At 63.5% G+C, this 23,670-nt stretch carries 20 protein-coding genes; 11 read left to right on the top strand and 9 right to left on the bottom strand.

Annotation, left to right across the window (positions count from 1 at the left end):
- Window positions 1–11: 11 nt before the first annotated feature.
- The 5 genes from MESOP_RS05475 to MESOP_RS05455 form a co-directional block, all read right to left on the bottom strand.
- Window positions 12–2,084 carry a 3-hydroxyacyl-CoA dehydrogenase NAD-binding domain-containing protein gene (locus MESOP_RS05475; RefSeq protein WP_013892331.1) on the bottom strand — a complete coding sequence of 691 codons (2,073 nt, stop codon included), beginning with the start codon at window positions 2,082–2,084 and terminating at the stop codon, window positions 12–14.
- 125 nt (window positions 2,085–2,209) lie between these two features.
- The gene (locus MESOP_RS05470) at window positions 2,210–3,157 is read right to left on the bottom strand and encodes an ABC transporter permease (RefSeq protein WP_013892330.1); all 948 of its coding nucleotides are present in this window, start codon (window positions 3,155–3,157) and stop codon (window positions 2,210–2,212) included.
- A 3-nt stretch (window positions 3,158–3,160) separates the two neighbouring features.
- The gene (locus tag MESOP_RS05465) at window positions 3,161–4,141 is read right to left on the bottom strand and encodes an ABC transporter permease (RefSeq protein ID WP_013892329.1); all 981 of its coding nucleotides are present in this window, start codon (window positions 4,139–4,141) and stop codon (window positions 3,161–3,163) included.
- 1 nt (window position 4,142) lies between these two features.
- Entirely contained in the window at window positions 4,143–5,612 is a 1,470-nt protein-coding gene (locus MESOP_RS05460; RefSeq protein ID WP_013892328.1) for a sugar ABC transporter ATP-binding protein, read from the bottom strand.
- A 43-nt stretch (window positions 5,613–5,655) separates the two neighbouring features.
- The gene (locus MESOP_RS05455) at window positions 5,656–6,669 is read right to left on the bottom strand and encodes an ABC transporter substrate-binding protein (protein ID WP_013892327.1); all 1,014 of its coding nucleotides are present in this window, start codon (window positions 6,667–6,669) and stop codon (window positions 5,656–5,658) included.
- Window positions 6,670–6,878: 209 nt separating this feature from the next.
- Between MESOP_RS05455 and MESOP_RS05450 the strand changes: the two genes are divergently transcribed.
- The 11 genes from MESOP_RS05450 to MESOP_RS05405 all read left to right on the top strand — a co-directional run bounded on the left by MESOP_RS05450 (window position 6,879) and on the right by MESOP_RS05405 (window position 19,095).
- Window positions 6,879–9,296 carry a glucan 1,4-alpha-glucosidase gene (locus MESOP_RS05450; protein WP_013892326.1) on the top strand — a complete coding sequence of 806 codons (2,418 nt, stop codon included), beginning with the start codon at window positions 6,879–6,881 and terminating at the stop codon, window positions 9,294–9,296.
- 48 nt (window positions 9,297–9,344) lie between these two features.
- Window positions 9,345–10,361 carry a phosphogluconate dehydrogenase (NAD(+)-dependent, decarboxylating) gene (gene gnd, locus MESOP_RS05445; protein WP_013892325.1) on the top strand — a complete coding sequence of 339 codons (1,017 nt, stop codon included), beginning with the start codon at window positions 9,345–9,347 and terminating at the stop codon, window positions 10,359–10,361.
- A gap of 22 nt (window positions 10,362–10,383) precedes the next feature.
- Complete coding sequence (gene zwf, locus MESOP_RS05440; protein ID WP_013892324.1) at window positions 10,384–11,760, top strand: glucose-6-phosphate dehydrogenase; 1,377 nt, start codon at window positions 10,384–10,386, stop codon at window positions 11,758–11,760.
- Window positions 11,761–11,774: 14 nt separating this feature from the next.
- Window positions 11,775–12,479 (top strand): ROK family protein, encoded by a 705-nt coding sequence (locus MESOP_RS05435; protein ID WP_013892323.1) that lies wholly within the window; start codon window positions 11,775–11,777, stop codon window positions 12,477–12,479.
- Window positions 12,480–12,691: 212 nt separating this feature from the next.
- Window positions 12,692–13,156 (top strand): Ros/MucR family transcriptional regulator, encoded by a 465-nt coding sequence (locus MESOP_RS05430; protein ID WP_013892322.1) that lies wholly within the window; start codon window positions 12,692–12,694, stop codon window positions 13,154–13,156.
- Between the two features lie 121 nt (window positions 13,157–13,277).
- Entirely contained in the window at window positions 13,278–14,378 is a 1,101-nt protein-coding gene (locus MESOP_RS05425) for an aminotransferase class I/II-fold pyridoxal phosphate-dependent enzyme (RefSeq protein ID WP_013892321.1), read from the top strand.
- 158 nt (window positions 14,379–14,536) lie between these two features.
- Window positions 14,537–15,775, top strand: coding sequence for an MFS transporter (locus tag MESOP_RS05420; RefSeq protein ID WP_013892320.1), 1,239 nt, complete (start codon window positions 14,537–14,539; stop codon window positions 15,773–15,775).
- 450 nt (window positions 15,776–16,225) lie between these two features.
- Complete coding sequence (locus MESOP_RS05415) at window positions 16,226–17,125, top strand: ABC-three component system protein (RefSeq protein ID WP_013892319.1); 900 nt, start codon at window positions 16,226–16,228, stop codon at window positions 17,123–17,125.
- Window positions 17,125–17,367, top strand: a complete 243-nt coding sequence (locus MESOP_RS05410; protein ID WP_013892318.1) for an ABC-three component system middle component 6 — start codon at window positions 17,125–17,127, stop codon at window positions 17,365–17,367. Before MESOP_RS05415 ends, MESOP_RS05410 begins: the two co-directional genes overlap by 1 nt.
- A complete protein-coding gene (locus MESOP_RS34900) occupies window positions 17,364–17,948 on the top strand; it encodes a hypothetical protein (protein ID WP_150111177.1) in 585 nt (194 codons plus the stop codon). Before MESOP_RS05410 ends, MESOP_RS34900 begins: the two co-directional genes overlap by 4 nt.
- Window positions 17,905–19,095: a DUF2326 domain-containing protein gene (locus MESOP_RS05405; protein WP_041164008.1), complete on the top strand. Its 1,191-nt coding sequence runs from the start codon at window positions 17,905–17,907 to the stop codon at window positions 19,093–19,095. Before MESOP_RS34900 ends, MESOP_RS05405 begins: the two co-directional genes overlap by 44 nt.
- 162 nt (window positions 19,096–19,257) lie before the next feature.
- On the opposite strand, the gene MESOP_RS05400 is transcribed toward MESOP_RS05405, so the two are convergent.
- From MESOP_RS05400 to MESOP_RS05385, 4 genes are read right to left on the bottom strand one after another with little or no spacing between them, the layout of a single operon-like run.
- Window positions 19,258–19,974, bottom strand: coding sequence for a glutamine amidotransferase (locus tag MESOP_RS05400; protein ID WP_013892317.1), 717 nt, complete (start codon window positions 19,972–19,974; stop codon window positions 19,258–19,260).
- An 18-nt stretch (window positions 19,975–19,992) separates the two neighbouring features.
- Window positions 19,993–20,472 (bottom strand): tellurite resistance TerB family protein, encoded by a 480-nt coding sequence (locus MESOP_RS05395; protein WP_013892316.1) that lies wholly within the window; start codon window positions 20,470–20,472, stop codon window positions 19,993–19,995.
- Window positions 20,473–20,502: 30 nt separating this feature from the next.
- Window positions 20,503–22,104, bottom strand: coding sequence for a heme biosynthesis protein HemY (locus MESOP_RS05390; RefSeq protein ID WP_013892315.1), 1,602 nt, complete (start codon window positions 22,102–22,104; stop codon window positions 20,503–20,505).
- A gap of 10 nt (window positions 22,105–22,114) precedes the next feature.
- Complete coding sequence (locus MESOP_RS05385) at window positions 22,115–23,665, bottom strand: COG4223 family protein (RefSeq protein ID WP_013892314.1); 1,551 nt, start codon at window positions 23,663–23,665, stop codon at window positions 22,115–22,117.
- Window positions 23,666–23,670 lie beyond the last annotated feature (5 nt).

The following is a 23,670-nucleotide window of genomic DNA, read 5'->3' as shown; positions in this document are numbered from 1 at the left end:
CCGCCGTGTGATCAGCCCGTCGCGCCGGCCTCCCAGGAACCGGTCTCGGCCATCGCTTTAAGCCGCGGGGCCGGCTTGAACACATCCTTGCCGGTCCGTTGGCGCCAATACTCGAGCCGCTCGACGATCCTGGCCGGCCTTTCGAGACCGGCCCAGAACATCGGGCCGCCCTTGCCGATTGGAAAACCGTAGCCATTGACCCAGACGACATCGATGTCGGATGCACGGGCAGCTATGCCTTCCTCAAGAATCTTCGCGCCCTCATTGACCAACGGATAAAGCGTGCGCTCGATGATTTCGTCCGCACCGATCGCGCGCGGCGCGATGCCACGCTCGGCCGCCTTGTCGCGGATCAGCGCCTCCACCTCGGGATCGGGAATGCCTGACCGCGCGCCGGCCTCATAGAGATAGAAGCCTCGGCCGGTCTTCTGGCCGAAGCGTCCTTGCTCGCACAGCGTGTCGGCGATGACGGCCGTCTGGCCGCGCGCCTTGCGGTTGCGCCAGCCAATGTCGAGGCCGGCGAGATCGCCCATCTGGAACGGCCCCATCGGCCAGCCGAAATCGGTGAAGGCCTTGTCGATCTGGCTGGGTGTCGCACCCTCCAGGAGAAGCTCTTCCGACTCCGAACCCCGTGCCGCCAGCATGCGGTTGCCGACGAAGCCGTGGCAGACGCCGACGACGACGGCCACCTTGCCAATCCGCCGCGCCAGGTCGACGACGGTCGCCAGCGCATCCGGCGCGGTCTTGTCGGCCCGTACGATTTCCAGCAGTTTCATGACATTGGCCGGCGAGAAGAAATGCAGGCCGACCACATCCTGCGGCCGCGAGACCGAGGCGGCGATTTCGTCGATGTCGAGATAGGAGGTATTGGTGGCGAGGATGGCGCCCGGCCTGGCCACCGCATCGATCTTGCCGAACACCTCCTTCTTCACCGCCATGTCCTCGAACACCGCCTCGACGATCAGATCGCAGTCGGCGAGGTCGGCATAGTCGGTGGAGCCCTTGAACTGGGCGAGCCGCTGACGCTTGGCGTCCTCGGTCAGGGAACCGCGCGAAACGGAGACGGCATAGTTCTTCTCGATCGTAGCCAGCCCGCGTTGCAGCGCTTCCTCGCTGGTCTCCAGCAAAGTGACCGAAAAACCGCCATTGGCGAAGGCCATGGCGATGCCGCCGCCCATCGTGCCGGCGCCGATGACGCCGACGCGCGCGATCCTGCGCTTGGGCGTGTCCTTGCCGGGAACCTTTGCCGCCTCACGTTCGGCGAAGAACAGGTGCCGCTGCGCGCGCGACTGATCGCTGGCGATCAGTCCAGCGAATAGCGCCCGTTCCGCCGCCAGCGCTTCGTCGAAGGGCAGCGTAACGGCATTGCGCACCGCTTGCGCACAGGCGATCGGCGCCTCGAGGCCCCGCGCCTTCCTGGCAAGATCCGCCGCTTCGGCATCGAAGGCCGCCAGGTCGGTTTCCTTGAGGCGGTCATCGCGATCACGCACCGGCGTGAAGGGACCACCCTTGGGGGCCAACTCCCTGGCAAAGTTCACGGCATGTGTGGACAGATCGCCTTCGAAGACGGCATCGACGAGACCGGCGGCATGCGCCTCCTCCGCACCGATCGGCGTGCCCGAGACGATCATCTTCAATGCTTTCACCGCGCCGACCAGGCGCGGCAGCCGCACCGTGCCGCCGCCACCCGGCAAGAGACCGAGCTTCACTTCGGGAAGGCCAAGCTTGGCGTGCGCATCGGCCACACGGAAATGGCAGCCGAGCGCCAGTTCTAGGCCACCGCCGAGCGCGGTGCCGTGGATGGCGGCAACGGTCGGCTTGGCGATGGTTTCCAGCATGGCCACGATAGCGCGCAGCTCCGGCGGCTGCATCGGCTTGCCGAACTCCGTGATATCAGCGCCGGCGACGAACGTCCGGCCGGCGCAGGCGATGATGATTGCCGCGACCGAAGCATCGTCGCGCAGGGCAACCAGCGCCTGCATCAGTGGCTCACGGACATGAAAGCTCAGCGCGTTGACCGGCGGATTGTCGATGGTGACGACGGCGACATCATTGTCCCTGGTAACGCTGATAACATTGGACAAGCTGAACCTCCCGAGACCGACTGCGATCGGGAGGGTTTACTAGGCCGCGCCGCGAATGGGAACCGCGCGTCGCTCTGGCACAATGCTTGTCCGGAAGGGCTGTAGGGCGGCGAAGGCGCTAAATATTACCGCAGCGCCTTCTCCCCACCTGCGGCCGTGATCACGCCAACGATAATCAGCCCCGTCAGCAGCAGCCGCACGCCGGCACTGACCCCAAAGGTGTTGAGCATGGTCAGCAGAAGTACCAAAAAAAGCGCCGCGCCCCAGACGCCTGGCACATTGGCCTTGCCGCCGGCGACCGACGTGCCGCCGATGACCACCACCGCGATCGAGGCCAGCAGATATTCATTGCCGATATCGACATTGGCGCCGCGGAAATAGCCGGCGAGCAGCGCGCCGTCGATGCCGCCGAGCGCGCCAGAGAGCGTGTAGGTGAGGAAACGGATGCGGCCCACATTGACGCCGGCGAGCCAGGCGGCGCGGATGTTCTGGCCAATCGCCAGCACCGAGCGGCCATAGATCATGCGCTGCAGCGCAATGGCCGCACCGATGGTGAACAGCACGGTGAGGATCGCCAGCACCGGAACGCCCAGGATCTGCCAGTTGGCGAAATTGGCGAAGCCCGGCGGTGGCTTGATCTGCAGCCCGCGCCCATAGCTGATGTCTATCGACTGGATGATGAAGCTCGCCGACAGCGTGGCGATGATCGGCGGGATGCGCAGCGCCCAGATCAGCAGGTAGTTGGCCGCGCCGATCGCCGCCCCGCAGGCGAGCGCCGCCAGCAGGCCGACCACGATCATGGAATCGCTGCCGCCCATCACCTTCATGGCGACCGCGCTGGCAAGACCGATATTGGCCGGCAGCGACAGGTCGACATTGCCCGGGCCCAGCGTGATGACGAACATCTGGCCGACACCAACTATGACGGTGAACACGGCGAGCGACAGTGCCGCCGTGACCATGCCGCCGCCGCCGTAGCCGCCGGTGAAGGCGATCGTCGCCAGCCACACCACGAGCGCGCCGACGAATGACCATATCCACGGTTTGCCGGCCAGCGATTTCACCAGCGTCATCGCTCACCTCTCTTTGCGGCTGATCAGCACCCGCGCCGCCAGCACGATGATGAGGATGGCGCCGTTGGCCGCCACCTGCCAGTCGGGCGGAATGTGCATGAAGGTGAGCAGCGGCGAAGCGGCCAGCGCCAGCGTCAGCGCGCCGATCACCGCGCCGATCGGCGACACCCGGCCGCCGACGAACTCGCCGCCGCCGAGGATGACTCCGGCGATCGCCAGCAGCGTGTAGCCATTGCCGATATTGGCATCGGCCGAGGTGGTGATGCCGATCAGCGCCATGCCGGACAGCACGCCGAACAGGCCGGCCAGCGCGAACAGCACGATCTTGGTCTTGAGCAGCGACCAGCCGGCGCGCTTGAGCGCAGCCGGATTGCCGCCGGAGCCGCGCAGGATCACGCCATAGGAGGTCCGCATCAGGCCGAAATGGACGATGAGGCCGATAAGCAGTGCTGCGATGATCGGGAACGGCACCAAGGGCGGCTTGAACGACATGATCGCCAGCAGCCAGTCCGGCGCCTTGCCGCCCGGCTTGGGCAGCACAAGAATGGCCAGCCCCTGCCAGACGAAGCTCATGCCGAGCGTCACCACGATCGACGGCAAATTGCGCAGATGGATCAGCGCCCCGAGCAGCGCATAGATGCCGATCGAGCCGAGCAGTATGGCGACGCCGATCAGCGGCACGTCCTTCAGCCAGGTCGCGGTGACGCAGCCGACGAAACCGACGAAGGTGCCGATCGACAGGTCGAGCTCGTTACCCGCGATGACGAACATCTGCGCGATCGTAGCCAGCGCGATCGGTATCGCCAGGTTCAGCATCAGGCTGAACCCGAAATAGCTGATGGCGCGCGGGTTGAGCCAGGCGATGGCGATGAGCACCAGCGCCAGCGACAGCGCCGGCAGCAACCCGCGCAGCAGGCGCGCGCGTGCCGCGCTGCCGCGCGCCGCGGACGCCTTGAGACCGTTTTCGAGTGTTGCCGCCGTCATCTCAGGCCGCATCGCCGAAGGATGACTGGATGATCTTCTCTTCGGTCAACTCGTCGCGACGCAGATTGGCGACGATGCGGCCGTTCTTGAAGACGTAGATGTGATCGCAATTGTCGAGCTCTTCGGTTTCGGTCGTGTACCAGAGAAAGGTGCGGCCGCGGCCGGCCTCTTCGCGCACGAGGTCGTAGACTTCGAGCTTGGTGCCGATGTCGACGCCGCGCATCGGATCATCCATCAGCACGATCTGCGCATCCGAGCCGAGCACGCGGGCAAACAGCGCCTTCTGCTGGTTGCCGCCCGACAGCGAAAAGATGTTGTTGTTCATGTCGGGCGTGCGAATGCCGATCTTCTTTTGCCAGGACCGCGCCAGTTCGGCCTCGCGTTGCGGCGAAATCAAAAGTCCGTTGCGCAGGCGTGCCAGCGAGCCGATGCCGATGTTCTCAGCGATCGACCATTGTGGAAAGATGCCGTCCGACTGGCGGTCGCCGGCCACCAGCGCCACCGGCGCTGTCACCTCGATGCCCTTCCTGGCGCGTGAGGCCGCGCTGAAGATCGACAGCAGCAGGTCGGTCTGCCCGTGTCCGGCCAGCCCGGCAAGGCCGATGATTTCGCCGGCACGGGCGACAAGATCGGTGCCGTCCTTCTGCGCGGCGGGTCGCGCCCGCACCCGCAATGGGCTGGCGGCGGATTTGGCGACAGCGGCTTGCGCCGCGATCTTGCGGCGCGCCTCCGCCCCGCCCATCACCGTCACCAGCCGGTCGCGATCGAAGGCATCCGCCGCGTCCGACGCCACCACCTTGCCGTCGCGCATCACCACGATGCGGTCGGCATTGCGCAGCACCTCGCCCAAGACGTGCGAGATCAGGATGCAGCTTTTGCCGCTGGCCACGAAGCGGCGCACGAAGGAGAGCAGCTGGCCGGCCGTATGCGCGTCGAGCGAGGATGTCGGTTCGTCGAGGATGACGAGGTCGAGCCGATCTTGCGTGACCGTGAAGGCACGGGCGACCTCGACCATCTGGCGCCGGCCGATCGACAGGTCGGCAACGATATCCGATGCCGAAATGCTGTGGCCGGGAAAAATCTCGTCGAGCTTGGCGGAGATCAGCTCGGCCGCCTTGCGCCGCCAGCCGAAGCCGGTGAGCGAAGCGTGGTTGATGCGCGTGTTCTCGGCGACGCTGAGATTGGGGCACAGCGACAGTTCCTGGAACACGCAGCGTATGCCTAGCTGCTGCGCGTGTGACACCGAGTAGCTGTCCTCGACGGCGCCATGCACGCCGATCTTGCCGCTGTCGGGCATCAAGGTCCCCGCCACCATGTGCATGAGCGTCGATTTGCCGGCGCCATTGTGGCCGACCAGGCCGACGCACTCGCCGGGCCCGACATGGAAATCCACCCCGCCCAGCGCGCGAACGGCGCCGAATTGTTTTTCGGCGCCGTTCAGTCTGATGATGTCGGCGTTTCCTTCAGGCATGCTCAACGATATCCGCTTGCCGGCATGGATGCCAACGCCACATTCACTTGATGTTGGCTTTGATAGCCGCGATGGCTTCTTCCTGCGTGTATTCGTGTGTGGCGACGCCGCCCTCCTTGATCTTCGGCAGGGCTGCCTCGAAATCGTCCTGGGTGAAGGCCAGATATGGCACCAGGAGATCGTGCGGAATATCCTTGCGGCCGTCGAGCACCTGCTGCGCCACCCAGAAGGCGAGCGTCGACACACCCGGCGCGATCGAGGCCGACCAGGTCTGGTAGCCGTCCTTCTCCTTCTGTTCCTTCCACCACTTCAGCTCGTCCTGCCGGTTGCCCATGATGATGGTCGGGCGCGGCTTGTTGGCGGCGGCGAAGGCCTGCGCGGCACCATAGCCGTCACCGCCCTGGTCGACGATGCCGACGACATCGGGCAGCGACGGCAGGATGGTCGCCACCGCCTTCTGCGCCGTGGTCTGGTCCCAGTCGCCGGTCACCGAACCGACGATCTTGAACTCGGGATGAGCGGCGACGCCTTCGAGGATGCCGGCATGGATGGCATCGTCGATCGAAGTGCCGGCAAGGCCGCGGATTTCCAACAGGTTCCCGCCCTTGGGCTGGAATTTGGCCATCTGCTCGACTTCCTGCTTGCCCATGTCCTTGAAGTCGACCACGACGCGGTAGGCGCAAGGCTCGGTGACGATGCCGTCGAAGGAGACGACGACGATGCCGGCGTCGCAGGCCTGCTTGATGGCGCCGTTGAGCGCGTCGGGCGAAGCCGCGTTGATGACGATGGCGTCATAGCCCTGCAGGATCAGGTTCTGCACCTGGGCTGCCTGCGTCGGCACTTCCTTGTCGGCGGTGGTGAAGATGTCGGCCGCGCCGACCACCTTGTCGTCGACCGCCTTCTTGGTGACGATGCCATAGCTGTCGAGCATCGCCTGCCGCCATGAATTGCCGGCGTAGTTGTTTGAGAATGCGATCTTCTTGCCGCTGGTATCGGCGAGTGCCGTGCCGGCGGTGAGCACCGCTGCGAGCGTGCCGAGGACAAATAGCTTCTTCATGTCATACTCCTCCCGAGAGTTGCTGGTCTTGAGGGCTGTTGGTGACTATCGCGCTTGCGTACCTGTTTTTTATCTATTGTCAGACAAAAGTGCAGAAGGCCGGCGAGCTGTCAACTGCAATCAGCGAGGGCGTGCCGATCAACTTGCGGTGCAATGATTGAAATGGCTCCGGGTCCTGTCTAGGGAGTGGGTCAGGAGACCGAAACGGAATGCCAGTGACGCCAAAAAATGCCCCGGGCGCCCCGGGAATTCCGGCGCGCTGGACGTCAAGCGCCAAGAGTGGCGTCGGCACTTCGCTTTCGCCGACCGGTCAGATCTGGTTCACCATCAGCCACGGCATCCTCAACGAAGTCTACTACCCGCGGCTCGACAGCGCCTGCACCCGCGACCTCGGCCTGCTCGTCACCGGTCCCGACGGCTACTTCTCGGAAGAAAAGCGCGATGCCGCGCATACCATCGAGCCGTTCGAGGACGGCGTGCCGGCCTACAGGCTGGTCAACACCGCCACCGATGGCGCCTACCGCATCGAAAAGCGCATCCTTGCCGACCCGGCACGCGCCGCACTGCTGCAGGAAATTACCTTCACGCCGCTCAAGGGCACGGCTGGCGACTACCGCATCTACGCCTTGCTGGCGCCGCATCTGGTCAATGCCGGCATAGGCAACACCGCCTGGATCGGCGCCCACGACGGAAAATCCATGCTGTTCGCCTCGGGGCGCGGCTCTTGTCTGGCATTGGCTTCGTCGCTGCCCTGGCGAGACTGTTCGACTGGCTATGTCGGCTTCTCCGACGGCTGGCAGCAACTGACCCATGCCGGCAAGCTCGATCCAGCCTGCCAGCGCGCCGAGAACGGCAATGTCGCGCTGACCGGCGAGATAGGCTTCACATCGGCCAGGACAAGGGCCGTGCTGGCGCTGGGTTTTGGCGCGACACCGGATGAGGCCGCGGAAAACGCCTTCGCCAGCCTGAAGCGGGGCTTCGAGCCTGCCGCGAAATCCTACGTCCAGAACTGGCGCAAATGGCAGGCCGGGCTGCTGCCTCTGGATCGGCACGCGGCGTCTGGGGTCAACAGCTATCGAACCAGCACCGCTGTCCTGGCGACGCACCGCTCGATCACGGAGCCGGGCGCGGCGGTCGCCAGCCTGTCCATCCCCTGGGGCTTCGACAAGGGTGACGACGACCTCGGCGGCTACCATCTGGTCTGGCCGCGCGACCTTGTCGAGACGGCGGGCGGATTTCTCGCGGCAGGCGATGCCGCCTCGGCGCTGCAGATCCTCGATTATCTCAGCTCCATCCAGCAGCCGGACGGTCATTGGCCGCAGAACGCCTGGCTCGACGGATCCGCCTATTGGCCAGGCATCCAGATGGACGAATGCGCCTTTCCGCTGCTGCTGGCCGATGCCTTGCACCGCGCCGGGCACCTGCCACGTACCAGGCTCGCCACCTTCCAGCCGATGATCGAGCGCGCCGCAACCTATGTCGTGCGCAACGGACCCGTGACCGGCGAGGACCGCTGGGAAGAGGACGCCGGCTACAGCCCGTTCACGCTCGCCGTCGAGATCGCCGCATTGCTTGCCGCCGCCGACCTGCTCGACGCCTGCGGCAAGGCGGACGCGGCAACCTATCTGCGCGAGACCGCGGACGTCTGGAACGACCAGGTCGAGCGCTGGACCTATGTCACCGCCACGGCCACCTGCGAGGTGGCCGGCGTCGACGGCTACTATGTCCGCATCTCGCCGCCCGACAGCGCCGAGGCCGGCTCGCCGAAGGATGGCTTTGTCCCGATCAAGAACCGGCCACCTGGCGACACCGATCGGCCGGCGCAAGAGATCGTCAGCCCGGATGCGCTGGCGCTGGTCCGCTTTGGCCTCCGGGCCGCCGACGATCCGCGCATCGTCGACACCGTCAAGGTCATCGACGCGCAATTGCGCTGCGCATTGCCGCAAGGGCCGCTCTGGTACCGCTACAATGGCGACGGCTATGGCGAGCACGAGGACGGCTCGCCCTTCGACGGCACCGGCCAAGGCCGGCCGTGGCCGCTGCTCGCCGGTGAGCGCGCCCATTACGAACTGGCGGCAGGTCGCAAGGACAAGGCCGCCGGCTTGCTCGACACGCTGGAACGATCCGCCGGAACCGGCGGCCTGTTGCCGGAACAGGTCTGGGACGGCGTCGACATGCCCGAGCGCGAACTGTTGCGCGGCAGGCCATCGGGCAGCGCCATGCCGCTGGTCTGGGCCCATTCGGAGCACATCAAGCTGTTGCGCTCGCTGCGCGACGGCGCGGTCTTCGACATGCCGCCGCAAGGCGTGAAGCGCTACATCGAGGACAGGACCGTATCGCCGTTCAGGACATGGCGCTTCAACAACAAGATCCGTGCGCTGCCTGGGGGCAAGACGTTGCGCGTCGAGCTGCTGGCTCCGGCCACGGTGCATTGGAGCATCGACAACTGGACGACCGCCCAGGACAGCAAGACCGAAGAGAATGCTTTCGGCATCCACCTTGTCGATCTGCCCGTCGCCGACCTCCCCAGCGGAAGCACGCTGACCTTCACTTTTTTCTGGCCCGGGAACGGCGATTGGGAGAATGTCGACTTCTCCGTCACATCGGGCGAGCAGGATAGCCGCTAAAATCCTCCCTCGACAAACCCCAAATCTCCAGCAAACAGGGACGAAACCATGCAGATCGGAATGATGGGACTGGGCCGGATGGGCGCCAACATGGTCCGCCGCCTGATGCGCGACGGCCACGAATGCGTCGTCTACGACATCAACCCCGCCAGCGTCGCGGCCCTGGTCGGTGACGGCGCCCTGGGGGCGGCGTCGATGGCGGAATTCGTCGGCAAGCTCGCCAAGCCGCGCTGCGTCTGGCTGATGCTGCCGGCAGCCATCACCGGCAAGATCATCGATCAGGTCTCGGCCCTGATGGAGCCCGGCGACATCGTCATCGACGGCGGCAATTCCTACTATCACGACGCCGTCGACCAGGCCGCGAAACTGGCCGCCAAGGGTATCCATCTCGTCGATGTCGGCACCAGCGGCGGTGTCTGGGGCCTGGAGCGTGGCTACTGCCTGATGATCGGCGGCCCCGACGTCGCCGTCCAGCACCTCGATTCGGTCTTCGCCACGCTGGCGCCGGGCGCCGATGCCGGCGTGCCCACCCCCGACAAGGCTGCCGGGACGGCACCGTTCGGTTACCTGCATTGCGGGCCGAGCGGCGCCGGCCACTTCGTCAAGATGGTGCACAACGGCATCGAATATGGCGTCATGGCCGCCTATGCCGAAGGCATGAACATCCTGAAATCGGCCAATGCCGGCAAGCGGCAGCGTACCGCCGACGCCGAGACCAGCCCGCTGGAAAATCCGCAATATTACCAGTTCGACATCGACCTTCCCCAGGTCGCCGAGGTCTGGCGCCATGGCAGCGTCATTGGCTCCTGGCTGCTCGATCTCACTGCCGGGGCGCTGAAGAGCGATCCGGGCCTGGCACAGTTCGGCGGCCGGGTCTCGGATTCCGGCGAGGGCCGCTGGACGCTGAAGGCGGCGATCGATACCGGCGTGCCCGCCCCCGTGCTGTCCTCGGCGCTGTTCGACCGCTTCTCCTCGCAAGGCGAATCCGAGTTCTCCGACAAGTTGTTGTCCGCCATGCGCTATGCCTTCGGCGGCCATGTCGAGAAGCCGAAGGCCGGCAAGTGACGGCGGCAGGGGAGACGCGCGCATGAGCCAGGAACGGTCCGACACGCTGGTGCTCTTCGGGGCGACCGGCGACCTCGCCCACAAGAAGATATTTCCGGCGCTTTACCAGATGGTCGCCAAGGGCACGCTCACCGAACCGGTGATCGGCGTCGCCTTCGACGCCTGGGATTTGAAGCAGTTGCAGGCCCGTGCCCGCGACGGCATCGTCAACGCGCTCGGCAAGATCGACGAAAAGATCTTCGCCAAATTCGCCAATTTGCTGCGCTATGTCAGCGGTGACTACCGCGACGGCGCGACGTTCGAAAAGCTGAAGAGCGCGCTCGGCAGCGCCCAGCGGCCGCTGCACTACATGGCGGTGCCGCCGACCATGTTCGAGACGGTCGTGCAAGGGTTGGAGCAGTCGGGCACGGCACACGGCGCGCGGCTGATGGTGGAAAAACCCTTCGGTCACGATCTGCAGTCGGCGCGCTGGCTGAACCGGGTCCTGCACCTGGTTTTCGACGAACAGTCGATCTTCCGCATCGACCACTATCTCGGCAAGGAAGCGATCCAGAACCTGCTCTATTTCCGCTTCGCCAATTCGCTGCTCGAGCCGATCTGGAATCGCAACTACGTCGAAAGCGTGCAGATCACCATGGCCGAGGATTTCGGCGTCGAAGGGCGCGGCCGCTTCTATGACGACGTCGGCTGCATCAGGGACGTTATCGAGAACCATCTGCTCAACATCCTCTTGCTGCTGGCCATGGAGCCGCCCGTCGGCCGCTCGGCCGACGACCTGATCGACGAAAAGGTGCAGGTGCTGCGGGCGATCAGGACGCTGACGAAGGACGACGTCGTGCGCGGCCAGTTCACCGGCTATCTGGCGGAGCCCGGCGTGGCGCCGAACTCGCCGGTCGAGACTTTCGCGGCGGTGCGTTTCTTCGTCGACACCTGGCGCTGGCAGGACGTGCCGTTCTTCATCCGCGCCGGCAAGAACATGCCGGTGCATGTCACCGAGGTGGTGGTGCGGCTGAAGCGGCCGCCGCTCGACGTCTTCGACCCGATCAAGCCGGCCGACCAGAACTACGTGCGCTTCCGCATCGACCCGCAGGTGGTGATCGCCATCGGCGCGCAGCGCAAGGCGCCTGGCGACGACATGGTCGGCGAGCAGGTGGAACTCACCGCGCTCGACGACAGCAAGGGCGACATGCCGCCTTACGAACGGCTGATCGGCGACGCCATGAACGGCAATGGCCAGCTTTTCACGCGCCAGGACGCGGCCGAGCTTGCCTGGCGCATCGTCGGCCCGGTGCTCGGCGACACCACCCCGCCGCACCTTTACGAGCCCAGGACATGGGGACCGGCGGACGCTATGGCCAACTTCGGTCCGCCAAATGGCTGGATCGACCCGGTAGCATGAGCGGAGGGGAAGCGATGGCCAAGGCGGCGAACCAGACAGCATCGGACACCGGCAAGATCGTGCTTTCGATCGACATCGGCGGCTCGCATGTCAAGATCCTGACCAGCGCCGGCGGAGCGGAACGCCGGGCCGATTCCGGCCCGGATCTGACGCCGCGGCAGATGATCGATACCGTGAAAAAGCTCGCCGAGGGCCTGTCCTACGACGTCATCTCGATGGGCTATCCCGGCCCGGTGCGCCACAACAAGCCGGTGCTCGACCCCATGAACCTCGGCAAGGGTTGGGCCGGCTTCGATTTCGACGCGCAGTTCGGCAAGCCGGTCAAGGTGGTCAATGATGCGCTCATGCAGGCCATCGGCAGCTATGAAGGCGGGCGCATGCTATTCCTGGGCCTCGGCACCGGCCTTGGCGCGGCGATGGTCCTCGACAATGTCGGCCAGCCGATGGAACTCGCCCATCTTCCTTACAGGAAAGGCAGGAGCTTCGAAGACTATGTCGGCGAACGCGGCTTGGAAAAGCACGGCAAGAAGAAGTGGCGCAAATATGTGTTCGACGTCGTCGGCCGGCTCCGCGCCGCCCTGCAGCCCGACTATATCGTCATCGGCGGCGGCAATGTCGACAAGCTCGACGAGCTGCCCACCGACAGCAGGCGCGGCGACAACACACGCGCTTTCGAAGGCGGCTTTCGTCTGTGGCGAGACAAAGCCTTGATCGTCTGATATTATTACGTTTTAGTATAGTTGTTCAAAATCACGTGTGACGCCACGTCAGTCATTGCATTAAGCAGATTTGCCGACTAGGAAGTTCGCCGAACTACACTGCGGCGCGACCAAGGGGTCCACGAAAGTCGCTTCAGCACTTAGAGTTTGCGCACTGTCCTTTCGAAAACGAGCCCGATTTTCGAGGCTGCGCGCCATAGACGGAGGAAAGATTGACCGACGATAGCAACGACGCTCGCAAAGACATCGACCTTCTCGAGCTGACCGCTCATATTGTGTCCGCCTACGTCGAGAAGAACCGCTTGCCCGCCTCCGGCCTGGCCGACCTCATTGCCAGCGTCGCCACGTCGATCAGCAGCCTCGGCAAGCCGGCCGTTCCGGTGGCGGCACCCCTGGTCCCCGCGGTCAACCCCAAGAAGTCGGTGATGCCGGATTTCATCATCTGCCTTGAGGACGGCAAGAAGTTCAAATCGCTGAAGCGCCACCTCGGCGTGCATTTCGGCCTGAGCCCGGACGCCTATCGCGCCAAATGGGGTCTGCCGTCGGACTACCCGATGGTCGCCCCCAACTACGCCGCCTCGCGTTCGCTGCTGGCGAAGTCGATCGGCCTTGGCCGCAAGGCGGCCGTAGTGGCGCCCGTCAAGGGCAAGGCCCGGAAGGCCAAGGTTTCGGCCTGACCATTCAAAGCTGAGCCAAACGTTAGGACGACTGGAACAGAAGCCTGCCGGCGAATTCGCCTTGGCAGGCTTCGTGCTTTTGTGGCTTGGATAGACCAGACAGGATGATCTGGGGGAAGCCATGAACTACACCAGGATGGTGATCGAGAAAGAGGCGCCGGAGGAATACGGCTACGACCGTATCCGTTACAATCTCTCCGAAAGCTCGATCGCCGACCAGAAGCTCTCCGAAATCGGCCTGTCGCTGCCCGACCTGACGCTCTTCTATGGCGAGCATCGCGGCGATAGGGACTTGCGTGCGCTGATCGCGGCTCAGGATGCCGGCGTTTCGCCCGACGATGTGCTGGTCACCGCCGGCGCCGCCGGCGCGCTGTTCATCATCTCGACCGCGCTTCTGTCGGCCGACGATCACCTCGTCGTCGTCAGGCCAAATTACGCCACCAACATCGAAACCCCCAGGGCGATCGGCTGCGCCATCGGCTTTGTCGACCTCGCCTTCGACGACGGCTTTGCCATCGATGTCGAGGCCGTCAAGGCGGCGATGCGGCCAAACACGAAGCTGATCAGCGTCACCTGCCCGCACAATCCGACCGGCACGATGATGAGCCGCGCCGAACTCGACGTACTGGTGGCTTTGGCCGAAGCCCGCAACTGCCATTTGCTGGTCGACGAGACCTATCGCGATCTCTCCTATGGCAGGCGGCTGCCGTCGGCGGCCTCGCTGAGCCGGAAGGCCATCAGTGTCTCGTCGCTGTCGAAAGCCTTCGGCATTCCCGGCATCCGTATCGGCTGGCTGATCACCAGGGATGCGGCCCTTCAGGAGATGTTCCTTGCCGCCAAGGAGCAGATCGGCATCTGCGGCAGCGTCATCGACGAAGGTATCGCACGCGGCATGCTGGAGCGCCGGGACGCCTTCCTGGCGACGCTGCTGCCCGAAATGGCAGGGCGACGCGACATCGTCCAGGCCTGGATCGACCGCGAGCCGCTGATCGACTGGGTGCGGCCCGAAGGCGGTGTCGTCGGCTTCCCGCGCCTCAATGTCGAACCCGGCTTCGACCTCGACCGGTTCTATGTGAACCTGCTGGAAAACCACGGCACCTATGTCGGACCCGGTCACTGGTTCGAGATGCCGAAGCGCTTCTTTCGCGTTGGTTTCGGCTGGCCGACCGAGGCCGAGTTGAGGGGTGGGCTCGATGCCATTTCGGCCGCGCTGCGACAGTAACTTCCTTGTGCGATGGATCGACCAAGGCGAAAGTCCCTTGATCCAGGCCTGATTTTGACGCATATGCCCGCCGAACTTTGATAAGTTTCATTGATCGGAACAGCGCCCATCCGGGAAGTGCCCCGCCGGTCAATGTCATAGCAACGGGGCCTCACTCGATGACATCTCTGCAAACTTCCCCGGAGCAGCGTTACGCCGCCTTCCGGCACAAAGCCTTCCTCAGCTATTGGACGGCGCGCTTTCTCACCACCTTCGCCACCATGATCGTGTCCGTCGCCGTCGGCTGGCAGATCTATGATTTGACGCGCGATCCCTTCGATCTCGGCATTGTCGGCATCGTCCAGTTCCTGCCGTCGCTGCTTTTGGTGCTGGTCACCGGCGTCGTCGCGGATCGCTTCGGCCGCCGCCTGATCATGGCCCTGGCAACGGTGGTCGAGGCAAGCTGTGCGCTCGTTCTCCTGTACTTCACGCTGCGCGGCCTCGTCAGTCCGCTGCCGATCTTCGTCGTTCTGGCGCTGTTCGGCATGGCGCGCGCCTTTTACGGACCGGCCTCCTCGTCGCTGTTCGCCAATCTGGTGCCGCCGGAAGATTTCGGCAACGCGATTGCCTGGAACTCGTCCGCCTGGCAGACGGCGACGATCGTCGGCCCGGTCGCCGGCGGCCTGCTCTATGGCGTCTCGCCGGAAGCCGCCTACGCCGTCGCCTCCGCGCTGATGCTGGTGGCGGGCCTGCTGATCTTCACCATTCCCAAGCCCGCCCAGCAGACCGCAACCGACAAGCCGACGATGGAAACGCTGTTTGCCGGCTTCCGCTACATCTGGAGCGAGAAGATCGTGCTCGGCGCCATCTCGCTCGATCTCTTCGCCGTCCTCCTGTCCGGCGCCTCGGCGCTGCTGCCGGTCTATGCGCGCGATATTCTTGAACTCGGTCCCTGGGGCCTCGGCCTGTTGCGCTCGGCGCCCGGCATCGGCGCCATCTGCGTGGCGGTCTGGCTGGCCGGGCACCCGCTTCGCGACAATGCCGGCAAGATCATGCTCGGCTTCGTCGCGGCATTCGGCGCCTGCACCGTGCTGTTCGGCCTGTCGACCATCACCTGGCTGTCGATCGTCGCCCTTGCCTTGCTGGGCGCCACCGACATGTTCAGCGTCTACATCAGGGAAACGCTGATCCAGTTGTGGACGCCGGACGAAGTGCGCGGCCGCGTCAACGCCGTCAACCAGGTCTTCGTCGGCGCCTCCAACGAGGTCGGCGAATTCCGTGCGGGCACCATGGCGGCATTGATCGGAACGGTGCCGGCGGTGGTGATCGGCGGGGTGGGCGCCATCGCGGTTGCGGGGTTGTGGGCGTATCTGTTCCCGCAATTGCGCAGGGTTCGCCACCTCAACGGGCGCAACTGATTGAGTACCGGATCCATGGATCCGACGTTTAGGCTGGTCAGGCTCCGCCGACGACGGCTGAGATGGGCCGTTTCCTGACAGTCTGTTTCGGGCCTCCACAAACGAAAGCTACCGTTCGGCAACCGATTCCATTGCGGACGCTAGCGGTCACCGGTAACTGCTCGAAAGCTGTCGTTTCCGGCACACCACCTGTCGGCGTGACGGGGCCGAGAACGGACTATCCACCTTCAGCTGGACTGGGAAATAGTTTTACAACTATTATTCGCTATCCCTTAGCAACTTCTTTTCGCAGAGATAGTGAGTACTGCGTCCCTCGACGGCAGGGATCTCTGGCTATTCTGTATAATTTCGCGGCCTTTTCCACCACATAGCCACAGTGCTCACTTCACAAATTACAACCATTGTGAGCACATTCTGGACGAGAATCATACTTTCTGGCCGGGTCGTAGAATGAAAAACAAATCTGACTTCGACCTGTTCTTCGACCTCAATTTCAATTCCCTCAATCAGACCGGCTTCGAACAATGGTTCGCCACGATGGCTGCATGCGTCTATGGCGGGGACTTCGAACTCATTAAGGCAGGTGGACCGAAAGGCGACAAGAAGAGTGACGGCCGACGTCTCTCCACTGAAACCATATTCCAGTGCTATGCACCTGAGTCGCCTGCAAAATTTGCGAGCAATGCTGCGAAAAAGATGGCAGATTCATTCCCGGAGGTGGTCAAGTTTTGGCCAACGATGAAAGTTTGGCACTTCATTCATAACAATGATGGTGGGTTGCCAACCTCGGCGAGCGATAAGATCGAGGAGTTGCGGAAAGCCTATCCGAGCATCAAATTCCTCTCAGGCTCGCGGCGATTCCTGAAAGACGAGTTGCATGACAAACTATCTCTGCAGCAACTGGTCCACCTTTATCCAAAGGCCGCCCTGAATATCGAAGGGGTGCAGATGGAGCATATTCGCCCTCTCCTAAAGCGGATCATCACCGAACGTGGGAAGCAATTCGGTTCAACGGAGTTTGGCGAAATACCGGATAGGGCTAAGCTGGAATTCAATCGGCTTAGCGAGGCATCGAAATTCGATATCCGCAGGGCCCGGAGCAATGTGGATGTAGTGGGCCGGTTCCTAGACGGTCAAAGCAATCCGGCAGCGGTCAGCGTCATCCAGTCTGCGATGCGTGAAAAATATCTTCAGCTCGTCGACCTTGGATACGGTCCCGACGATATTTTTTTCAAGTTGTGCGATTATGTTCGAATCGCCGCGACGTCGGAAGAAATCGCAGCCTCTCATGTCATCATAACCTATTTCTTTGATTCCTGCGACGTTTTCGAGAACGTGCCGGTGTCCTGATGCTTTTGCCCACGAAGCACATCAAGATCGAAAATGCACTTTTAGGGGTGGGCGCTGAGGTGTTGGCGGAACTGGATCGCCCCAAGACCGTCTCTACACTGTTTCATGACGTCCAGGCGCATCGGTCAGAGTATGAAATGACGACGATAGAATTCGACTGGTTTCTGCTCGCGGTTGATTTCCTACATGTAGTCGGTGCCGTGCGCCTAGAGGCGGGCGTCCTCAAGAAGCTCAACCAATGATCACTGAAATCTACAGCAACCTGCCGAGTTTCAGAACCCTGACATTTAAACCGGGGATGAGCATCCTGCTGGCTGAGAGGCATGAGGCCTCGAGTGCACGCGACACGCGCAATGGTACCGGAAAGACCAGCATGGTCGAGCTGATCCACTTGCTAGTGCAGGATCGAAAGAACCCTGACGACGATTTTCACAAAGAAATCTTAGTGGGCCGGACATTCGGAGCGAGGTTTCGCGAGGCCAAGCACCAATTTACAATCGAACGAAGGACGAATCCTGGCAAGGATAAAGATGAGGCCTTCCTTGACGGCGTCTCAATCGACTTTAAAGAGCTTCGGTCAAGGCTTGCGCGGCAGTGGTTCGGGTTAACTGACGAGGACGCTGGAAGCATATATTCACCCAAATTCGGCGCATTGTTCGCATTTTTTGTACGAAAGGCGAGAAACGGGGCCTTTAATAGCCCGGCCTTAAATTCGTCTGACCAAAGCGCTTGGGAGTCAGGTCAATCTCGCTTACCTTCTTGGCTTCGACTGGCGTCTAGTGCAAAAACTCCAGCTTCTCAAAGAAGAAAAGAAGAAGGCTGACAACCTTGTTGGAATGATCCGCGAAGGTTACTTTTCCAATGGCGCACTCGATCTGAACAAGATGCAATCTCGCCTCGACATTCTTGAGGTTGAGGTGGAAAGAAAGCGCGGCGAGATCGCTTCGATGGAAGTCGTCGACGGCTATCGAGACCATCAGCAGGTCGCCAATGGAATCGCTGCTGAAATCCGAGACTTGAACGAAGCAAATCTACGGGACCTTGACCTTAACGAGAACATCAATCTGGCTTTGCAAGAGGTCGAAGAAGCGAAACTTGCTGATGTGAAAACAATGTACGAGCAGGTTGGCATTTTCTTCGCCGACCATGTCAAGCGTCGGTTCGACGAAGTGACTGAATTTCATAGAAAGCTCGCTCAAAATCGACGCGCGCAGCTGAACGACGAGAAGACTCGGGCACTACAGCGCATAAAGGACCGGCGAACTCAGATTGACCGCCTGCAGAAGGCCCTTAAGGAGAAAATGGCGATCCTGCGCTCGGGCATCGCAATTGATCGAATGACGTTGATGCAGTCCGAGCTGACCGCCCTTGAAAGAGAGATGGCGGACCTCAACCAACAAATCCCGCGCCTTCGTGATGTGATTGAGGATCAGGCTAGTCTTAAGCGACAAATTGGCGAGCAGGTGGAACTAATCGGACGCGACGTGTTGGAGCGCGAGGACGTCCGAAAGTTTGCTGTCCAAGCCTTTGCCGACGTTTCTAGATATCTCTACGACGAACCTGGTAATTTGATCATCGGGCGCTCTAAGGGTGTAGGCGGTCTCGAAATTGACACGGATATCGTCGGAAAGAAGAGCGGTGGCAAAAGCCACATGCAGGTGTTCTGTTTCGATTGGATGCTTGCCCAAGCGGCAAAGCGATACGACCGGTCGCCAGGCTTTCTGATCCACGACAGCCATATCTTTGACGGTGTAGACGGACGCCAAATCGGTCTTGCGCTCAGCTTTGCCGAGCAGAAATCCCGCGAAATTGGCATACAGTATATCGTCGCGATGAACTCCGACGACCTCGACAAAATCAAGACCGAGGAAACCGCCACCGGAGAGCCAATTTTTGATCCAGAACCGTTTATCATAGACCCCCGTCTTACCGACGATGAAGCTGGGGGACTGTTCGGCGTCCGGTTCTAGGTTAAAGACTCGCCGCTATTATCAGCACTTAAGTAGTTCATGATGAATGACCGCTATCAGGACCCGGTCACGAACGGAGAGCGAAAAGCGGTCGTCCACGCCTCGGCAGGCGTAGTCGTCTGCGGTTCAATCCCGGCCGCTCAGAGTAACAGAGAGTTGACCCTATCCCACTGCTGGCCTGCCGAACACCATGCGCAAAAACTCGTCAAGCCAGCGCTTCAGATGTAGATCCCAGATCAGCCGGCCCCCCAAATGATCGCGGCCGGGCTGCGCGCCGGGCAGCTCGAAGCGATGCGCGCCGCGCACCACCCAGCGCTGCATCATCACCCTGGTCAATTCGCCGTGGAACTGGATGCCCCAAGCATTGTCGCCATAGCGGAAGGCCTGGTTGGGGTAGGTCTCCGCCGTCGCCAGCAAGATCGCGTCGCTCGGCAGCGAAAAGCCTTCGCGATGGAACTGGTAGACCATCTCGGGCCAGTGCATCAGCTTCTTGCCGGCTTCGGTCGCCTTGAGCGGATACCAGCCGATCTCGACCAGCCCTTCGCCGTGACCCTCGACCTTGCCGCCGAGATGGTTGACCAGCATCTGCGCGCCAAGGCAGATACCGAGCAGCGGCCGGTTTTCCTTGAGCGGAATGTCCAGCCAGCTGGTCTCGCGGCGGACGAACTCGTCCTCGTCATTGGCGCTCATCGGTCCGCCGAACACCACGGCGCCGGCGTGGCCATCGAGCGTTTCCGGCAACGCATCGCCAAGCGGCGGCCGGCGGATATCGAGATCGAAACCCTCTTCGATGAGCATGTGGCCGACGCGTCCGGGGCTCGAATTCTCTTGATGCAGCACGATCAGGATTTTTGGCTTCGGGCTCGTTTGGCGCGGCATCGGCAGGCGGGATCCCGTCTATTCGTCGCTGGAGGTTCCGCGCGCGCCGGGCGCTTGCGCCGCCGCCTTGCGGCGCGCCTCGACCCGGTCGTGGCGCTCGACGCCGATCAGTTCGGCGACGCGCCACACCGTGTTGTCCTCGAGTTCATGCAGCTCGCCATCAGCATAGACGATCTCCCACATCAGGCCGATGAAGGCCTTGCGCCCGTCCGCGTCGAGGTGGCGCTTGAGAACGCTGGTGAAGGCATAGAGGTCAATCGCCTCGTTGTCGGCGCGCTCGCCGGCGGCGGCGAGCGCCTCGAGTTCGGCACCGCTGATCGAGTAGCTCTCGGCCAGCACCGCCTTGAATCGCTCCCATTCGACATCCTGCCGCACGCCGTCGGCATTCATCACATGGTAGAGCAGCGCCGAGGCGGCGACGCGCGGATCGTCCGTGCTGGCATGCGTGCCGGAACTGGCCGGCAAGTCCCTGAGAAACGACAGAACACGTTCGAACATCAATTCATTCCCAACCGCCCGATGGCCAAATCAAAACAGCCGGAAGCGGCGCGGCGACTTCTCCGCCTCGTCGTCCGGATCGACGCCGGGATCGTCCGGCAAGCGCGTCAATTCTTCCGCCGGCTCCACGCCCTCGGCATCGGCCGGCACCGCCGCGAACGCCGCGGCCGTAACCGGCTTGACGTGGTCCTCGCGGCTTTCAGCCGCCTTGCCCGTCGCCTCGCTGCTCGCGGCGGCGTGTTCGATCACGTCGGCCGGCGTTTCGCTGGCCGGCTTCGCCAGCGCCTCGATGACCGGCACGGCGGCACCCGGCGTCTCATCCCGGCTGTCGATGAGCTGGCCAAGCCGCTCCATCGGCGCACGCCACTCGAAGGCATCGAGCCGGCCGGTGACCGGCGATACCGGCGCCCAGCGTTCCGAAACGACGCCGTCGGCGACCCAGGCCGGATCGCGCGGCGCCCGTACCGCCTTGGAGAGCAGCTGCCTGACCTTGCCCTGGTCTCCGGTCTCGGCTTCCTCGATGTCGGCGAGCAGCAGATAGGCGCCCTCGCGGCGGTCCATCCGGATCGCCGCCTCGGCCTCGCGGCGCGCGGTCGAAAAATCCATCGCATCGAGCGCGGCGCGCGCCACCGTCATCGACGATTCGGCGTGGTTCTTCTTCATCTCCTGCAGCTTCTTCGCCCGGTTCAGGCGGTCGAGCACGGCGTCGCCCGGCCTTGCATGGGTATAGAGCTCGGCGACCTCCGGATGCGGCTCGGCCTTCCATGCCGTCTCCAGGATCTTCGAGCCCTTGCGCACGTCGTTCTGCTTGAACAGCGCCGCGGCGGCGGCGACGGCGGCGGGGGCAAAGTCCGGCCGCAGCTTGTTGGCCTCCAGCGCCGCTGTCCTTGCCGCGTTGGGGTCGCTGTCGGCGAGCGACTGCGCCTTGGCGGTCAGCAGCACGGCACGGCGGCGGTTGGCGGCGTCGCGTTCGATCTGCCGTGTCGACTTCTGCGCATCGACCAGCTTCAGGGCGCCGTCCCAGTCGCCGCGCGCGGTCAGCTCCTCCAGCGTCGATTCAGCGGCCCAGGCAAGCTGCGGCGCCATCACAGCGGCACGGCCGGCATAATGGCGCGCCGCGTTGCGGTCGCCCAGGCTCTCGGCTTCGAGATAGAGGCCGCGCAGGCCGAGCAGCCGCATTTCGGGATCGTCCAGCATGCTCTCGAATTTCTGCCGCGCGCCTTCGTGATCGCCTTCGAGCAGCGACGCTTGCGCCTCAAGGAGATGGATCAGCGGCTCCTGGTCGGAGCGGATCAGCTTGGCCGCTTCCTTGGTCTTCTTGCGGGCCAGTGCGCCGTCGCCGGCGCCGGCGGCGATCATGCCGGTCGACAGCGCCTGATAGCCGCGGTCGCGGCGGCGCACGCGGAAATAGCGCGAGATGGTGTAGGGGCTGTTCCACAGCGACTTGACGAGCCACCACGCGATCATCACCGCGGCCACGACGGCGACGACGGCCACCGCCGCGACCATAAGGCTGACCTGGTACTGGTAGCCGTTGAAGGTGATGACCATGTCGCCCGGCCGGTCGGCCAGCCAGGCAAAGCCCAACCCTAGCGCGAAGACGACGACGAGGAAGGCGAGCAGGCGGATCATTGTGTTGCCCTCATGCCTTCATCGCGCTGGAGATCAGCGCGTCGACCTGGGTTTCGACCTCGACGCGGGCCTTCAGTTTGCCGGCAAAGTCAGCGCCGGCGGTCTTCACCGCTGCCGGCAGCGTGTCGTATTCGCTGAGCGCCTTGGCATAGTCGCCCTGATTGACCGCCACCTCCATGCGCGCGACCGTTTCCGGCGCGCCGGCCCCTTCGACGGCGCCAATCGGCCGGACCTTGACCAGCGATTCGGCGCTCGACATCAAATTGTCGAGGAAGCCGGCATTCTGGTCGACCGGCGTTGCGGCGGCGACCATGGCATTGGCCGCGGCATCCATCTGCGATGCGATCTCGGCACGGGTCGGGACGCCCTTTTCGGCATAGGGTCGCAAGGTCGCGAGTTCAGGCGCGTTGGGCGAAATCGCGGCCAGCGTATCGAGTTCGGCCGAGAACGGCGCGCCACGGTCGAGCGCCGCCTTCAGCGCCGAGGCGGCGATGGCGAGCGCGATCTTCGGCTGCGAAGCCTGGGCGTCGACCTTGCCGGAGAGCTGCGACACCGACTGTTCGAGCGCGGCGAGCCGTCCGTCCTGGGCCTTCGCCGCCTCGCCTGTCGATTTCACCAGCGCATCGAGATCGGCCAGCTTTTCGTTGAGCGGGCCGAGATCGACCGGCGCCGCGCGGCCGGCCTTGCCGAGAGCCGCGACCGCGGTTTCGATCTGCTTGACCTTGTCACCGAGTGCGGCGAGCCCGGCATTGTCGCCGGCGCCGCCGGATTCAACCGCCGATTTCAGCGCCGCGACATCGGCCCTAACCTGCTCCAGGCCCGAAGAAAGCCCGACCAGCTTGGCCGCTGCATCGTTGTTGCCGTCGGCCTCCTTCAGGCGGGTGATTTCGCTCTTCAGCGAGGCGATGTCGCTGTTGACGCCATCGAGCGAGACGCCGGCGCCGGAACCCGGCGCGCCGAGCAGACCGGCGAATTGCAGGCCGCCGGCGCCGACCAGCGCGATGACACCGCCGATGATGCCGGCGGTGAGGCCGTTGAGGCCGCCACGCTTCGGCTGCGCTGCCATTGGTCCGCTCCTTGCGTCGGGTTTTCCCGCGCCTGCGTTGGTTTCACCAGTCTTGGTTTCCCCAGTCTTGGTGGTTGCGTCCTCAAAATTGTAGTCGGAAGAAGGTTTGGCGCGGTCGGATGGCGTGTCCGAGCCGGGATAAGGCATTTCCGGCTCGGCGGCCTTGGCCCTTGCCGCCGTATCCGCCCCGGACTGTCCCGCGGCGGCATCGGCATGCTCCCAGGGTTCGAGATCGACCTGGTCGGCATGCACCGGCTCTTCGGGAGCCTCCGGCTGCGAGGCGTTCGCGGCTTCCTCCGCCTTCGCCTCATCGGTCTGGGCCGCATTCCCGGCTGCTGCATCCCCCGCTGCTGCGTCCCCCGCTGCTGCGTCCCCCGCTGCTGCGTCCTTGCCGGCATCCTCGTCGACGACGCGCGAGACGGCACCTGGCTCGAGATCGATGGTCACCGGGTCGCGGCGTCCTTTCGAGTGTCGCATCTTCGGCGTCTTGACCATGCCTG

Origin of the sequence: Mesorhizobium opportunistum WSM2075 (assembly GCF_000176035.2) — a bacterium.
Classification (GTDB): Bacteria; Pseudomonadota; Alphaproteobacteria; order Rhizobiales; family Rhizobiaceae; genus Mesorhizobium; species Mesorhizobium opportunistum.
The sequence above is the reverse complement of the archived record's forward strand: the minus strand, read 5'-3'. Positions and strand labels throughout refer to the sequence as shown.

What these genes read in the sequence shown, in the direction of transcription:
- MESOP_RS05470 (WP_013892330.1), bottom strand. Translation starts at nt 3,157, where the DNA reads ATGACGCTGGTGAAATCGCTGGCCGGCAAACCGTGGATATGGTCATTC.
- MESOP_RS05465 (WP_013892329.1), bottom strand. Translation starts at nt 4,141, where the DNA reads ATGACGGCGGCAACACTCGAAAACGGTCTCAAGGCGTCCGCGGCGCGC.
- MESOP_RS05460 (WP_013892328.1), bottom strand. Translation starts at nt 5,612, where the DNA reads ATGCCTGAAGGAAACGCCGACATCATCAGACTGAACGGCGCCGAAAAA.
- MESOP_RS05455 (WP_013892327.1), bottom strand. Translation starts at nt 6,669, where the DNA reads ATGAAGAAGCTATTTGTCCTCGGCACGCTCGCAGCGGTGCTCACCGCC.
- MESOP_RS05450 (WP_013892326.1), top strand. Translation starts at nt 6,879, where the DNA reads ATGCCAGTGACGCCAAAAAATGCCCCGGGCGCCCCGGGAATTCCGGCG.
- gnd (WP_013892325.1), top strand. Translation starts at nt 9,345, where the DNA reads ATGCAGATCGGAATGATGGGACTGGGCCGGATGGGCGCCAACATGGTC.
- zwf (WP_013892324.1), top strand. Translation starts at nt 10,384, where the DNA reads ATGAGCCAGGAACGGTCCGACACGCTGGTGCTCTTCGGGGCGACCGGC.
- MESOP_RS05435 (WP_013892323.1), top strand. Translation starts at nt 11,775, where the DNA reads ATGGCCAAGGCGGCGAACCAGACAGCATCGGACACCGGCAAGATCGTG.
- MESOP_RS05425 (WP_013892321.1), top strand. Translation starts at nt 13,278, where the DNA reads ATGAACTACACCAGGATGGTGATCGAGAAAGAGGCGCCGGAGGAATAC.
- MESOP_RS05420 (WP_013892320.1), top strand. Translation starts at nt 14,537, where the DNA reads ATGACATCTCTGCAAACTTCCCCGGAGCAGCGTTACGCCGCCTTCCGG.
- MESOP_RS05415 (WP_013892319.1), top strand. Translation starts at nt 16,226, where the DNA reads ATGAAAAACAAATCTGACTTCGACCTGTTCTTCGACCTCAATTTCAAT.
- MESOP_RS05410 (WP_013892318.1), top strand. Translation starts at nt 17,125, where the DNA reads ATGCTTTTGCCCACGAAGCACATCAAGATCGAAAATGCACTTTTAGGG.
- MESOP_RS34900 (WP_150111177.1), top strand. Translation starts at nt 17,364, where the DNA reads ATGATCACTGAAATCTACAGCAACCTGCCGAGTTTCAGAACCCTGACA.
- MESOP_RS05400 (WP_013892317.1), bottom strand. Translation starts at nt 19,974, where the DNA reads ATGCCGCGCCAAACGAGCCCGAAGCCAAAAATCCTGATCGTGCTGCAT.
- MESOP_RS05395 (WP_013892316.1), bottom strand. Translation starts at nt 20,472, where the DNA reads ATGTTCGAACGTGTTCTGTCGTTTCTCAGGGACTTGCCGGCCAGTTCC.
- MESOP_RS05390 (WP_013892315.1), bottom strand. Translation starts at nt 22,104, where the DNA reads ATGATCCGCCTGCTCGCCTTCCTCGTCGTCGTCTTCGCGCTAGGGTTG.
- MESOP_RS05385 (WP_013892314.1), bottom strand. Translation starts at nt 23,665, where the DNA reads ATGGTCAAGACGCCGAAGATGCGACACTCGAAAGGACGCCGCGACCCG.